This is a genomic window from Streptomyces sp. JNUCC 63 (genome assembly GCF_054366325.1).
Genome location: NZ_CM135963.1, coordinates 7,522,366 through 7,535,432, shown reverse-complemented (window position 1 = coordinate 7,535,432; position 13,067 = coordinate 7,522,366). Strand labels below are relative to the sequence as shown.

Sequence of the window (13,067 nt, the reverse complement as noted above, 5' to 3'; positions counted from 1 at the left end):
GGGCCGGACACGGCGGCGGAAAGGCGGGCGCGGCGTGGCGGTGGCTGACAGGCACGCTTCCTCCGAGCCGCCCGCACGCGGCGAACGGGTGGCGTCCGCACTCGACAAACGGCTGCCGCTGTCCATGGCGGGCAAGCAGTTCCTGCGCAAGGCGTTTCCCGACCACTGGTCGTTCCTGCTGGGCGAGATCGCCCTGTACAGCCTGCTGGTGCTGGTGCTGACGGGCATCTGGTTGAGCTTCTTCTTCCACCCGGACATGACGGAGCGTCCCTACCTGGGCTCCTACACGCCGTTGCGCGGGGTGCGGACGTCCGAGGCGTACGCGTCGGTGCTGCACATCAGCTTCGACGTCCGCGGGGGCCTGATGCTGCGGCAGGTCCACCACTGGGCCGCGCTGGTGTTCGTCGCCGCGATCGGAGTGCACCTGATGCGGATCTTCCTCACGGGTGCCTTCCGCCGGCCGCGGGAGGCGAACTGGATGATCGGGGTGACGCTGTTCGGGCTCGCCCTGCTGGAGGGATTCGCCGGCTACTCGCTCCCCGACGATCTGCTGTCCGGCACCGGTCTGCGCACCGCCCAGGGCATCATGCTGTCGATCCCGGTGGTCGGCACCTACTTCCAGTTCTTCGTCTTCGGCGGCCAGTACCCCGGGCACGAGATCATCCCGCGCCTGTACGTGTTCCACATCCTGCTGCTGCCCGCCCTGTTCCTCACCCTCGTCGGCATCCACCTGGGCTTCATCGTGTACCACAAGCACACCCAGTGGGCGAAGCCCGGCCACACCAACCGGAACGTGATCGGCAAGCCCCTCGTCCCGCAGTACACGACGAAGTCCGTCGGCCTGTTCTTCACCCTGATGGGCGTACTGGCCCTGATGGGTGCGCTGATGCAGATCAACCCGATCTGGGACTTCGGCCCCTACCGCACCGACCACGTCTCCATCGACGCCCAGCCGGACTGGTACCTCGGCTTCCTGGAGGGCGCCCTGCGGCTGATGCCCGCCGCCGAGACGAACATCGCCGGGCACACCGTCGCCTGGGACGTGTTCCTGCCGGGCGTGGCGCTGCCCACGCTGCTGTTCCTCGTCCTGTACGCCTATCCGTACTTCGAGCGGTGGCTCACCGGCCCGCGCCCCGAGCAGCACCTGTGCGACCGGCCGCGCAACGAGCCGACCCGGACCACCCTGGGGGCCGCGGCCGTCTCAGTCTACGGCGTGCTGCTGCTGGCGGGTGGCCAGGACGTCCTGTCGTAAGTGTTCCACGTCCCGTTCGAGCTGCTGACGTACTGGTTGCGCGCCGGTGTGTTCGTGGTGCCGTTCGTGGTCTACCACGCCACCAGGCGGGCCTGCCTCGGGCTGCAGGCGGCCGACCGCCGGCGGCTGCTGGAGGGCCAGGTCACGGCGCAGGTGCGGCGCACGTCAGGGGGCGGTTACGAGGAGGCGCGGACGCTGCTGTCCGGGGAGGAGGCGTACCGCATCCTCGTGCGTGCCGAACCACGGCCCCGGGCACACGGGACGGAGGTCTGGCGCTGGTTCCGCAGGCACCGGATCCGCAACGCGCTGAGCCGGTGGTTCTTCGGCAAACGGGTGGAGATGCCCGCCACCGAGTGGCAGCGGCAGCGGATCGGGATCGCGCGGGCCGGTCCGGAGGAGGCCGAGCAGAGCAGTGAGAGCGGAGCCAAGGAGGTCCGGACATGACCGAAGGCAGTACGGCGGCGGTGAACGGGGCGGGCGAGGCCGCGTCCCCGGGGAACCTGCTGTTCGGGCCGCAGCCGAACGTGGCGGGGGCGTCGGGGTACCCCGACGCCCCGCCCCGGATGGGCTTCTTCACCGACACCTCGGTGTGCATCGGCTGCAAGGCCTGCGAGGTGGCGTGCAAGGAGTGGAACTCGGTGCCGGAGGACGGCCTGGAGCTGACCGGCATGTCGTACGACAACACCCAGGGGCTCGGTGCCGACACCTGGCGGCACGTGGCCTTCATCGAGCAGCGCAAGCCGCTGGGCGGTCAGGAGCCCGGGGGCCGGCACGGCGGGTTCGACGTGTTCGAGGCCGCCCGGCAGCCGGGCACCTCGCCCTCCTCCCCCGGTCCCGGGGCCACGGTGCCCCCGCCGGAGTCGGCGCCCGCGGACGCGCCGGCCGGGGAGATCTCCCCGGTGTCGCCCGACGGGCGGACCGAGCTGCGCTGGCTGATGTCCTCCGACGTGTGCAAGCACTGCACTCACGCGGCCTGCCTGGACGTGTGTCCCACGGGGGCGCTGTTCCGTACCGAGTTCGGCACGGTGGTGGTCCAGGAGGACGTGTGCAACGGCTGCGGGTACTGCGTGCCCGCCTGCCCGTACGGGGTGATCGACCAGCGGAAGGGCGACGGGCGGGTCTGGAAGTGCACGCTGTGCTACGACCGGCTGGGCGTCGGCATGGAGCCGGCCTGCGCCAAGGCCTGTCCCACCGACTCCATCCAGTTCGGGCCGCTGGAGCAGCTGCGGGAGCGGGCGGCCGCCCGGGTGGCGCAACTGCACGCGGCCGGTGTGACGGACGCACGGCTGTACGGGGAGAGCCCGGACGACGGGGTCGGCGGCGACGGCGCGTTCTTCCTGCTGCTCGACGAGCCCGAGGTCTACGGTCTGCCGCCGGACCCGGTGGTCACCACCAGGGATCTGCCCGCGATGTGGAAGCACGCGGCGACGGCCGCCGTGTCGCTCGCCGCGCTGGCCGTCGCCAGTTTTGTCAGGAGGCCACGGTGAGCGGATCGGACGTCACCCGCGGGGGTGTCGAGGGAGCGCGGCCGGGGCGGGACGTCCCGACGGGCGCGGGCGGCGGACGCGGGCGGCACAGGCGGCGTCGCGGACGCGGCGAGCAGCCGATGGTGCCGGAGGCCCGGTTCTCGTCCTACTACGGCAAACCGGTCCTGAACAAGCCGGTCTGGGAACCCCTGGACATCGCCGGCTACCTCTGGCTCGGAGGGCTGGCCGGAGGGTCGTCGCTGCTGGCGGCCGGGGCGCAGGCCACGGGGCGGCCGGCGCTGGCCCGGACGGCGAAGCTGGGTGCGGCGGGCGCGATCTCGGCGTCGCTGGCGGCACTGGTGCACGACCTCGGCCGGCCCGCCCGGTTCGTCAACATGCTCCGCGTCTTCAAGCCGACCTCGCCGATGAGCGTGGGCTCCTGGCTGCTGGCCGGGTACGCGCCGCTGACGGTGGCCGCCGCGGCCGCCGAGGTGGCGGGCCGTTACCGCGTCCTGGGCGCCGGCTCCACGGCGGCCGCCGCCGTCCTGGGTCCGGCGGTGGCCACCTACACCGCCGTGCTGATCTCCGACACGGCGGTGCCCTCGTGGCACGAGGGTTACCGGGAGATGCCGTTCGTGTTCGCCGGTTCCGGCGCGAGCGCGGCGGCCGGGCTGGCGCTGGCCTGCGTGCCGACCGAACAGGCGGGTCCGGCGCGCCGCATGGCAGTGCTCGGTGCCGCACTGGAGATGGGCGCCTTCCAGCTGATGAAACGCCGGATGGGTCTGGCGGCCGAGCCGTTCGAGCAGGGCAAACCGCACAAGCTGCTGCGCGCGGCGGAGCTTCTCACGGCAGGCGGCGCGGCGCTGTCCGCGCTCGCGGGCCGCCGCCGCAGCCGGCCCCTGGCCGTGGCGGCGGGGGCAGCCCTCCTCTCCGGCTCCGCCGCCCTCAGGTTCGGTGTGTTCCACGCCGGCGTGACCTCCGCGGAGGACCCCAAGTACACGGTCGTGCCCCAGCGAGAACGGCTACGGACCGGCGCGGGCTGACGCCCGGCCGGCCTACGGCGGTCCCCGCGTGCGGGCGGGTGTCAGGGGGCATGCGGGGCACTGCCCGGGGACAGGGCGAGGTCGTCCACGGCCAGCCGTTCCTCGCGGTTCGCCCAGGACCAGGTGACCGCTGCCGCGGCGATGCCGAGGGGCAGCATGCCCACGATCATGGCGATCCCCTCCGCCGGGCGGCCCGCGGTGACCACGCCGAGGGCGGGCAGGTCCAGCAGCGGGGCCGCCAGGAACAGGTACAGGCACCGGCCGGGATCGCTCAGGCGGTGCCGGGTGCGGGCGAGGACGGGGAGCCAGAAGAGCACCGCGGACACCAGCAGCACCGGCTCCGTCAGCCAGGCACCGGCCGGTGGCAGAAGCCCGGCCAGGTCGCCGAGCACCGCCCAGGCGTGCACCACCACCAGCAGCGGCAGGGCCGCGCCCGCCGGCAGGCTCGCCCACCGCCACAGCGGGGAGCGCCGGGTGAGCCGTACGACGCCGGGGACCACCGCGGCGAGCACGAACCCGGACAGGCCCATCGCCACGGCCGGCGACAGCCCCGCCGGATGCGCGGAGTGGTCCATGCCGCCTCACCTCTCCGCCGCGCTCGTGCCGTGCACGGCCAGCGCGATCGCCACGCCCAGCAGCGGAACGGCCAGGGCCAGCAGCCACAGGCCGTAGACGAAGGCCAGGGCGACCAGCGCGAAGCCGAACGCGGCGACCGGTACCGCTCCGGCCCCGCGGTCCGGGATCCGGTAGCGGACGTGCTGGTCGGGGCCGAGACGCGAGGAGGCGAGCACCAGCACTCCGGCCAGTTCCAGCAGCGCGACGACCCCGCCCCACAGCCAGAAGACCAGGGAGCTCTCGCCTTGAAGTGCTCTCCCGGCTGAAGCCGGGAGATTCCCTCCTACCTTGGAGCTGCGGCGGGGCACCGCTGACCGCCGTACGCCAGTACATCGAGAACCAGCAGCGCCCCGCGTGAGCTTTCCCGCCCTGCAGCGATGCCCGACGCTTCGCGCCGGGAGGCGGTCGGCTGCCGTCCGGCACGCCGCCTGAGGAGCGCGTGGCCGAGCAGGGCGCACACGACCAGGAAAACGAACCCGGCGATCGTGGACTCCAAGGCGAATGCACTGCCGAAAATACGGCGTTGGATCACCTGATCACCGCCGCGTGGCCAAAGCTCCCGGCAGCCATACGATCACTCCCGTCCCCGCCCTACGAAACCGCGGCCGTTCGGGTATTACGGACATGATGGACGGTCTGCGAGCAGACACACCGTCATGCCGGAGGCGGGAGCCTCCCCGGCGTCCACGGTTCGCGCCTTCCGCGCGGGAGGCTTCCGGTTTCGCCCGCCACGCCCGGGGCACTTCGCATCACCAGCCACCGGACCGGCCCGGAAGGAGACGGGAGCCGTGCCCAGCCGCAGCCAGGCCCAGCGTCTGCGCCGGCAGTCCATCGTCGACCTGGCCGAGCAGCTCGGGAACCAGCTGCGACGGCACGTCGCCTTCGAGAATGCCGTCTTCGCCCGGCTGTACGAGAATCTGCCGCGGGAAGACCGCGAGCAGTTGGGGTCCAGGGTCGTCCGGCCCGCCGACCGCGGGGGAACGGAGCGGGACGACACGTAACCGAACGGCCGCACGGCACCGAGCAGCAGTACCGAAAGGGCTACATCTCATGGGTGTACGCACGTGGATCGACTCCTGGCCGGTCTACCGCCAGCTCAAGGGCACCGATCCCCTGGGCCGCGGGGCCGCCGCCAAGAGCGGGCCCAGCACGCGGCTGACCCCCAGGGTCGCCTCGGCGGACCGGGTGGTGAAGTCGGTCTGTCCGTACTGCGCCGTGGGCTGCGGCCAGAACGTCTACGTCGAGGACGAGCGGGTCACCCAGATCGAGGGCGACCCCGACTCCCCCATCTCCCGCGGCCGGCTGTGCCCCAAGGGCGCGGCCAGCCTGCAGCTGACCACCGGCGGCGCGCGGGAGCACCACGTCCTGTACCGGCGCCCGCACGGCACCGAGTGGGAGCGGCTCGACCTGGACACGGCGATGGACATGATCGCCGACCGGGTGATCGAGGCCCGCCGGGCCGGCTGGCAGTGGGAGGTGGACGACCTCCGCACCCGGCGCACGCTGGGTATCGCCAGCCTCGGCGGGGCGACGCTGGACAACGAAGAGAACTACCTGATCAAGAAGCTGTTCACCGCCCTGGGTGCGATCCAGATCGAGAACCAGGCGCGTGTTTGACACTCCTCCACCGTTCCCAGTCTGGGAACCTCGTTCGGCCGCGGCGGCGCGACCACCTTCCAGCAGGACCTGCAGAACTCCGACTGCATCGTCATCCAGGGCTCGAACATGGCCGAGTGCCATCCGGTCGGGTTCCAGTGGGTGATGGAGGCCAAGGCCCGCGGCGCGAAGGTGATCCACGTCGACCCGCGGTTCACCCGCACCAGCGCGCTGGCCGACGTGCACGTGCCGCTGCGCGCGGGCTCGGACATCGCCTTCCTCGGCGGGGTCATCAACTACGTCCTGAGCAACGACAAATACTTCCGTGACTACGTCGTGGCCTACACCAACGGGCCCGTGGTGCTGAGCGAGGACTTCCGGGACACCGAGGACCTGAACGGCGTGTTCTCCGGCCTGGACCGCGAGGGCCGCAGCTACGACAACAGCAGCTGGCAGTACGAGGGCATGGAGGTGCAGGCGGCCTCCGGGCAGCGCGACGCGGAGTACGACAGGCGCACCGGCGGCGGCAAGTCGCTGGCCGAGGCGGGACGCGGCGAGGCCCACGGCTCGGGCGGCGCGGACATCGGCGGGGGCGAACCCGAGCGCGACGAGACGATGACCCACCCGCGGTGTGTCTTCCAGGTGCTCAAGCGGCACTACGCCCGCTATACGCCGGAAATGGTGGAGCGGATCTGCGGGGTGCCGCAGGAGCTGTTCCGTCAGGTGTGCGAGCTGGTGACGGAGAACTCCGGGCGGGAGCGGACCACCGCGTTCGCCTACGCGGTGGGCTGGACCCAGCACACCGTGGGCGTGCAGTACATCCGCGCGGCCGCCGTGCTGCAGAGCCTGCTGGGCAACATCGGCCGGCCGGGCGGCGGCATCATGGCGCTGCGCGGGCACGCCTCCATCCAGGGATCCACCGACATCCCCACCCTGTTCAACCTGCTGCCCGGGTACATCCCGATGCCGCACGCGCACCAGAACGAGGACCTGGACTCCTTCGTCCACGGCGAGGCTGCGAGCAAGGGCTACTGGGGCAACATGCGCGCGTACCTGGTGAGCCTGCTGAAGGCGTACTGGGGTGAGGCGGCGACCCCCGAGAACGACTTCTGCTTCGACTACCTACCGCGGCTGACCGGCTCGCACTCCACCTACGAGACGGTGAACGCCCAGCTGGAGGGGACCTGCAAGGGTTACTTCCTGATGGGCGAGAACCCCGCGGTCGGCTCCGCCAACGCCAAGCTGCAGCGTCTCGGCATGGCCAACCTGGACTGGCTCGTCGTACGGGACTTCTCCCTGATCGAGTCGGCCACCTGGTGGAAGGACGGCCCGGAGATCGAGACCGGGGAGCTGAGCACGGAGGACATCCGCACCGAGGTGTTCTTCCTGCCGGCCGCCGCGCACACCGAGAAGGACGGCAGCTTCACCAACACCCAGCGGCTGCTGCAGTGGCACCACCAGGCCGTCGAGCCGCCCGGCGAGTCACGCAGCGACCTGTGGTTCACCTTCCACCTCGGCCGGATCATCCGGCAGAAGCTCGCCCGGTCCACCGACCCGATGGATCGGCCGGTGCTCGACCTGAGCTGGGACTATCCCACGAAGGGCGGGATCGCCGAGCCCGATGCGGAGGCGGTGCTTGCCGAGATCAACGGCTACGACGCCGAGGGCAACCCGCTGGCCTCCTACGAGCAGCTGCACCCCGACGGCTCCACCGCGTGCGGCTGCTGGATCTACTGCGGTGTCTACGCCGACGGCGTCAACCAGGCCGCCCGCCGCAAGCCGGGCGAGGAGCAGAACTGGGTGGCGAACGAGTGGGGCTGGGCCTGGCCGGCCAACCGCCGAATCCTGTACAACCGGGCCTCGGCGGACCCGGACGGCAAGCCGTGGAGCGAGCGCAAGGCGCTGGTGTGGTGGGACGAGGACGAGGCGGAGTGGACGGGCCACGACATCGCCGACTTCAAGAAGGACAAAGCCCCCGGCCACCGGCCACCGAAGGACGCGACCGGCCCCGAGGCCTTGTCGGGCACCGACCCGTTCATCATGCAGGCCGACGGCAGGGCGTGGCTGTACGTGCCGTCCGGGCTGACCGACGGGCCGCTGCCGGCGCACTACGAGCCGCAGGACTCGCCGTTCCCCAACCTGCTGTACGGCCAGCAGCGCAACCCGGTACGGCAGTTGATGCCGCCGCACCCGGACAACCGCTACCAGCCGAGCCCTGGTGAGCCGGGCTCGGAGGTGTTCCCGTTCGTGGCGACCACCTACCGGCTGACCGAGCACCACACCGCGGGCGGCATGTCCCGCTGGCTGCCGTACCTGGCGGAGCTGCAGCCGGAGTTCTTCTGCGAGGTGTCGCCGGAACTGGCCGCCGAGCGGGGCCTGGAGCACACCGGCTGGGCGACCATCGTCAGCGCCCGTGGTGTGATCGAGGCGCGGGTGCTGGTCACCGACCGGGTGCCGCCGCTGACGGTGCACGGCCGCACCCTGCACCAGGTGGGCCTGCCCTACCACTGGGGGCCGAACGGCTACAGCACCGGCGACGCCGCCAACGAGCTGGTCCACCTGTCCCTCGACCCCAACACCCACATCCAGGAGACCAAGGCCTTCGCCGTCGACATCCGGCCGGGCCGCCGCCCCAGGGGCCCGGCCGCTCCGGAACTGGTCCGTTCCTACCGGGCCCGGGCAGGCATCGACGCCCGGACCGGAACGGAGCCCTGACCGGGGGCGACCGGTTACCTCAGGACGACCGAGTGGGGGCCGCGTGGGACGAGTTCACCGATCACCGGGTGGCCGGGGATCTCGCCGGCGACGAGGAGGCCCCCGGAGGTCTGGGCGTCGGCCAGGAGGAGGCGGGTGTCGCTGTCGGTGTCGCCGAAGTCGGTGTGCGGGGCCACCCACTCCAGGTTGCGGCGGGTGCCGCCGCTGACGTAGCCGTCGCGTACGGCCTCCCGGGCGCCGTCCAGGTACGGTACGGCGGCGGTGTCGACCACGGCCGTCACGCCCGAGGCGCGGGCCAGCTTGTGCAGGTGGCCGAGGAGGCCGAAGCCCGTCACGTCGGTGGCGCAGGAGGCGCCGGCGGCCAGGGCGGCGGCACAGGCGTCGCGGTTGAGGGCCACCATGGTGGCGACGGCCTGTGCGAACCGCTCGCCGGTGGCCTTGTGGCGGTTGTTCAGCACGCCCAGGCCGAGGGGCTTGGTCAGCGTCAGGGGCAGTCCGGGGCATCCCGCGTCGTTGCGCAGCAGCCGCTCCGGGTCCGCGAGGCCGGTGACGGCCATGCCGTACTTGGGTTCGGGGTCGTCGACGCTGTGTCCGCCGCCCACGTGGCAGCCGGCCTCGGCGGCGACCTCCAGCCCGCCGCGCAGCACCTCGCGGGCCAGGTCGAAGGGCAGTACGTCACGCGGCCAGGCCAGCAGGTTGACCGCCAGGACGGGACGGCCGCCCATCGCGTACACGTCCGACAGGGCGTTGGCCGCGGCGATGCGTCCCCAGTCGTAGGGGTCGTCGACGACCGGGGTGAAGAAGTCGGCGGTGGCGACCACCGCCTGCGCGGCGCCGCCCCGCGCGGGCAGCGTGACGACGGCGGCGTCGTCGCCCGTGGCCAGACCGACCAGCAGCGGGGTGTCGCCGGCGGCGGGAAGCGCCGCCGACAGTCCGCCGAGCACGTCCTCCAGCTCGCCCGGCGGAATCTTGCAGGCGCAGCCGCCGCCGTGGGCGAACTGCGTGAGCCGTACGGGAGTGTCAGCGGTGGCGGTCATGCCGGGTCTCCTGATCTCAGCCGGTTTCCGTCGTCTGTTTGCGTCGTCTGTGCGGCGCGCCGGGTACCGCCGTACGCGCTGTTCGAACGCACCGTGCCCGCCGGTACCGCGCGGGGTCCTTCCGGTAGCCTGTCGGCCGGTGGAGGCGTGTGGGTGCCTGGTGGCCCTCCCGGTCTTCAAAACCGAGGTGCCCGAGGATCTCGGGCAGGCGGGTTCGATTCCCGTCCGCCTCCGCTCCCCCCGGTGTCCGCCCGGCAGCGTCTGCGCTGGTCGTCCACCCGCTCGGTGTGGCCGCGGGCGTCGAGGAACTCCAGCAGCGGCACGGCGACCCTGCGAGTGGTGTCGAGCGCCTTGCGCGCCTCGCTGAGCGTGAAGGGCTGTGGCAGGCGGCGCAGCACCGCTGCGGCCCGGACGTCCGCCCCCGGAAGCAGCACGATCCCGTCGCCGACCCGCAGCAGCGCGCCCGCGGAGACGGCCGCGGCCACGGCCTTGCGGTCGAGCCCGAGTTGAGCGAGGCGGTCGGCCTCCGGCGCGCGGAACGGTGCCCGTTCCAGCTCGCGCCGCACCGCGTCGACGGCCGCCCGGACCGGCGGGGGCAGGTTGGGGCCGACGCTGCCGGGGCCGTACAGGCGCCCGTCGCGGCGCTGCAGCCGTGGCTCGCCCGGTGTCCGGGCGAGTGCGTCCACCAGGGCCCGGTCGGGCAGGTCGAGCAGGTGCCGGGCCGCCTCGGTCGGCAGTCCCGGCTCCATGGGGTGCCGGCGTGCGTACCGCTCGACCTCGGCGGCCAGCCTCCCGCGCAGCCGGGCCCAGTGGGCCTGGTCGGCCAGCCAGTCTCCGGTGACGGGCGGGCAGGGCGGGGATACGCCCATGGCCAGCAGGCGGGAGCGGCGGACGAGCCCGCGGCGCCGTAGCTCCGCCGCACCGTCGGGGCGGCCCGTCATCGTGGCCAGTTCCGCCGCCCTGGCCCGTCCGGCGCCCCGGCGGGTCAGGTCCGGCGGGCACACGTCGAGCACGGTCGCGGCGCAGGGCATGCGCCGCCCGCCCGCCTCGCGCAGGACCGCCCGGTCCCCGACGCGCAGCGGCAGCGGATGGCGCAGGGTCAGCCTGGCGGTGTCCTCGCCGAGGGGGCGGACGGTCACCGGGACGGCCGCCGTGCCGATGTGCAGGCCGGCGGTGCGGGGCAGTTCGTCGACCGGCTCTCCGGTGACGCGGACGTCGATCCGGTCGGTGAGCAGCCAGCGGTCCGGGGTCAGCAGCACCTGTCCGCGCCGCAACTCCCCGTCGAGCGGGCCGTGCACGTTGACCGCGACCCGGGCGACCCCGCTGACAGCGCTGCGCTCCTGCTGCAGGCACTGCAGCCCGCGCACCCTCAGTGGGGCCGAGCCGTCCCCGGTCACCAGCCGGTCGCCGAGGCGCAGGGTTCCCGCGCCGAGGGTGCCGGTCACCACGGTCCCGTGCCCGCGCACGGTGAAGGCGCGGTCCAGCCACAGCCGTACGTCCGCGTCGGCGGGCGGCACGGGCAGCGCGCGGGCCAGCCGGGCCAGTTCGGTGCGCAGCTCGTCCAGTCCGGCGCCGGTCACCGCGCTCACCGCGACGGACGGCACGGTGCCGAGCGAGGTCCGGGCCAGCCGCTGGAGGGCGTCGGCGCGCACCGGTCCGGGGTCGGCCAGGTCGCTGCGGGTCACGGCGAGGACGGCGTGCCGCACGCCGAGGGCGTCGAGGATCGCCAGGTGTTCCTCGGACTGCGGCTGCCAGCCCTGGTCGGCGGCGACCACGAACAGCACGGCGGGCACGGGGCCGACCCCGGCCAGCATGGTGGCCACGAACTTCTCGTGCCCGGGCACGTCGACGAAGGCGAGGTGCCCGCCTTCGGTGTCGAGCCGGGTCCACACGAAGCCGAGGTCGAGGGTGAGTCCGCGGCGCCTCTCCTCCTCGTAGCGGTCGGGTTCCATCCCGGTCAGCGCCCGTACCAGGGCGGACTTGCCGTGGTCGACATGCCCCGCGGTGGCCAGTACCCGCATGGCTCGCCTACCCTTCCGCCGCCGCCGACCGCACGGCCTCGGCCAGCCGTTCGTCGTCCTCGGCGGGCACCGCCCGCAGATCCAGCAGGCACCGGCCGCCCTCCAGCCGGCCCACGACCGGCACCGGGCCGGTGCGCAGCACGGCGGCGTACGGCTCCGGCAGGGACAGCGCGGCGCTGGGCAACGTCACGCCGGGCGCGCCGCCACCGCCGACCGTGGCGGCGCTGGGGACGGCCCGGACGTCGACGCCGGCGGCGCTCAGTGCGGCGGCGAGCCGTTCGGCGCGGCGCATGAGCCGGCCCGCGTCGGCGGTGAGGGACACGGCGGTCGGGGTGTCGGGGCCCGTCAGGGTCGCCTCCAGCGCGGCCAGGGTGAGTTTGTCCACGCGCAGGGCGCGGGCCAGGGGGTGCCGGGACAGGGCGCGCACGAGGTCCGCGTCACCGAGGAGCAGTCCGCACTGCGGGCCGCCGAGCAGTTTGTCGCCGCTGGCGGTCACCAGCGCCGCGCCGGTCCTCAACTGGGTCTCGGCGTCGGGCTCGTCGGGCAGCAGCGGATGGGGGGCGAGCAGTCCGGAACCGATGTCGACGATCACCGGCACGTCCAGCGCCGCCAGTTCGCGGATGCCGGCGGCACGGGTGAAGCCGGTGATGCGGAAGTTGGAGGGGTGCACCTTCAGCACGAAGGCCGTCTCGGGGCCGATCGCGTGGGCGTAGTCCTCGACGGTCGTACGGTTCGTGGTGCCGACCTCGCGGAGCCGGGCCCCGGTGGACACCAGCAGGTCCGGCAGCCGGAAGCCGTCCCCGATCTCCACCATCTCGCCCCGGCTGATGACGATCTCCTTGCCGGCGGCGAGGGCGGTGGCGGCGAGGACGAGGGCGGCGGCGCCGTTGTTGACGACGTGCGCCGCCGCGGCGGACGGCACCTGGCCGCGCAGCGCGTCCAGGGCGGTGCGGCCCCGGCGGGCCCGCACCCCGGTCCGCAGGTCCAGCTCGACGTCCGTGGGCCCGGCGGCGTCCTGCACCGCCTGCCGGGCCGCCGCGGACAGGGAGGCCCGGCCGAGGTTGGTGTGCAGCAGCACCCCGGTGGCGTTGATCACCGGACGCAGCCCGCCCGCCGCACGCGGCAGCAGCGCCACGGCGGTGTCCGCCACCTCCTCGGGGGCGAGGGCGCCGTGGCGTGCCTGCTCCTGGGCCTGCCGGACCGCGGCCTTGACCGGTCCGGGCCCGAGCCGGCCCGCCGCGTCCACCAGGCGCGGGTCCCGCAGGACGGCGTCGGTGCGGGGGATCCGCCGCCGGGCATCGCTCACCTGCCCCATGACTTGT

At 73.4% G+C, this 13,067-nt stretch carries 8 protein-coding genes, 1 tRNA gene and 2 pseudogenes; 6 read left to right on the top strand and 5 right to left on the bottom strand.

What is annotated here, in order from left to right:
* Nucleotides 1-40: 40 nt before the first annotated feature.
* The 3 genes and pseudogenes from qcrB to nrfD all read left to right on the top strand — a co-directional run bounded on the left by qcrB (nucleotide 41) and on the right by nrfD (nucleotide 3,761).
* Nucleotides 41-1,696, top strand: a pseudogene (gene qcrB, locus ACX25U_RS34840) (cytochrome bc1 complex cytochrome b subunit).
* Nucleotides 1,693-2,739 carry a 4Fe-4S dicluster domain-containing protein gene (locus ACX25U_RS34835; RefSeq protein ID WP_454385949.1) on the top strand — a complete coding sequence of 349 codons (1,047 nt, stop codon included), beginning with the start codon at nucleotides 1,693-1,695 and terminating at the stop codon, nucleotides 2,737-2,739. Before qcrB ends, ACX25U_RS34835 begins: the two are co-directional and overlap by 4 nt.
* On the top strand, nucleotides 2,736-3,761 hold the full coding sequence (nrfD, locus tag ACX25U_RS34830; RefSeq protein ID WP_454385948.1) for an NrfD/PsrC family molybdoenzyme membrane anchor subunit: 1,026 nt from the start codon (nucleotides 2,736-2,738) through the stop codon (nucleotides 3,759-3,761). Before ACX25U_RS34835 ends, nrfD begins: the two co-directional genes overlap by 4 nt.
* A 41-nt stretch (nucleotides 3,762-3,802) precedes the next feature.
* Here nrfD and ACX25U_RS34825 read toward each other — a convergent pair whose 3' ends face one another.
* Nucleotides 3,803-4,336 carry a hypothetical protein gene (locus ACX25U_RS34825; protein ID WP_454385947.1) on the bottom strand — a complete coding sequence of 178 codons (534 nt, stop codon included), beginning with the start codon at nucleotides 4,334-4,336 and terminating at the stop codon, nucleotides 3,803-3,805.
* Nucleotides 4,337-4,342: 6 nt separating this feature from the next.
* Nucleotides 4,343-4,684, bottom strand: coding sequence for a hypothetical protein (locus tag ACX25U_RS34820; RefSeq protein ID WP_454385946.1), 342 nt, complete (start codon nucleotides 4,682-4,684; stop codon nucleotides 4,343-4,345).
* 480 nt (nucleotides 4,685-5,164) lie between these two features.
* Here ACX25U_RS34820 and ACX25U_RS34815 point away from each other — a divergent pair, with 480 nt between their 5' ends.
* The gene (locus ACX25U_RS34815) at nucleotides 5,165-5,377 is read left to right on the top strand and encodes a hypothetical protein (protein ID WP_454385945.1); all 213 of its coding nucleotides are present in this window, start codon (nucleotides 5,165-5,167) and stop codon (nucleotides 5,375-5,377) included.
* Nucleotides 5,378-5,426: 49 nt separating this feature from the next.
* Nucleotides 5,427-8,687: a formate dehydrogenase gene (fdh, locus tag ACX25U_RS34810; protein WP_454385944.1), complete on the top strand. Its 3,261-nt coding sequence runs from the start codon at nucleotides 5,427-5,429 to the stop codon at nucleotides 8,685-8,687.
* Nucleotides 8,688-8,701: 14 nt separating this feature from the next.
* Here the strand turns inward: fdh and selD are convergent, their stop codons facing one another.
* Nucleotides 8,702-9,724, bottom strand: coding sequence for a selenide, water dikinase SelD (gene selD, locus ACX25U_RS34805; protein WP_454385943.1), 1,023 nt, complete (start codon nucleotides 9,722-9,724; stop codon nucleotides 8,702-8,704).
* A gap of 141 nt (nucleotides 9,725-9,865) precedes the next feature.
* On the opposite strand from selD, the gene ACX25U_RS34800 reads away from it, so the two are divergent.
* Nucleotides 9,866-9,958: transfer RNA gene (locus tag ACX25U_RS34800), tRNA-Sec, on the top strand.
* 86 nt (nucleotides 9,959-10,044) lie between these two features.
* Here ACX25U_RS34800 and ACX25U_RS34795 read toward each other — a convergent pair.
* Together ACX25U_RS34795 and selA are read right to left on the bottom strand one after the other, a co-directional pair.
* Nucleotides 10,045-11,745, bottom strand: a pseudogene (locus ACX25U_RS34795) (GTP-binding protein); the annotation flags it as partial.
* Between the two features lie 7 nt (nucleotides 11,746-11,752).
* Complete coding sequence (selA, locus tag ACX25U_RS34790; RefSeq protein ID WP_454394648.1) at nucleotides 11,753-13,060, bottom strand: L-seryl-tRNA(Sec) selenium transferase; 1,308 nt, start codon at nucleotides 13,058-13,060, stop codon at nucleotides 11,753-11,755.
* Nucleotides 13,061-13,067: the final 7 nt, after the last annotated feature.

Coding starts and splice junctions, on each gene's coding strand:
- ACX25U_RS34825 (WP_454385947.1), bottom strand. CDS start 4,336: ATGGACCACTCCGCGCATCCGGCGGGGCTGTCGCCGGCCGTGGCGATG.
- selD (WP_454385943.1), bottom strand. CDS start 9,724: ATGACCGCCACCGCTGACACTCCCGTACGGCTCACGCAGTTCGCCCAC.
- selA (WP_454394648.1), bottom strand. CDS start 13,060: ATGGGGCAGGTGAGCGATGCCCGGCGGCGGATCCCCCGCACCGACGCC.
- ACX25U_RS34835 (WP_454385949.1), top strand. CDS start 1,693: ATGACCGAAGGCAGTACGGCGGCGGTGAACGGGGCGGGCGAGGCCGCG.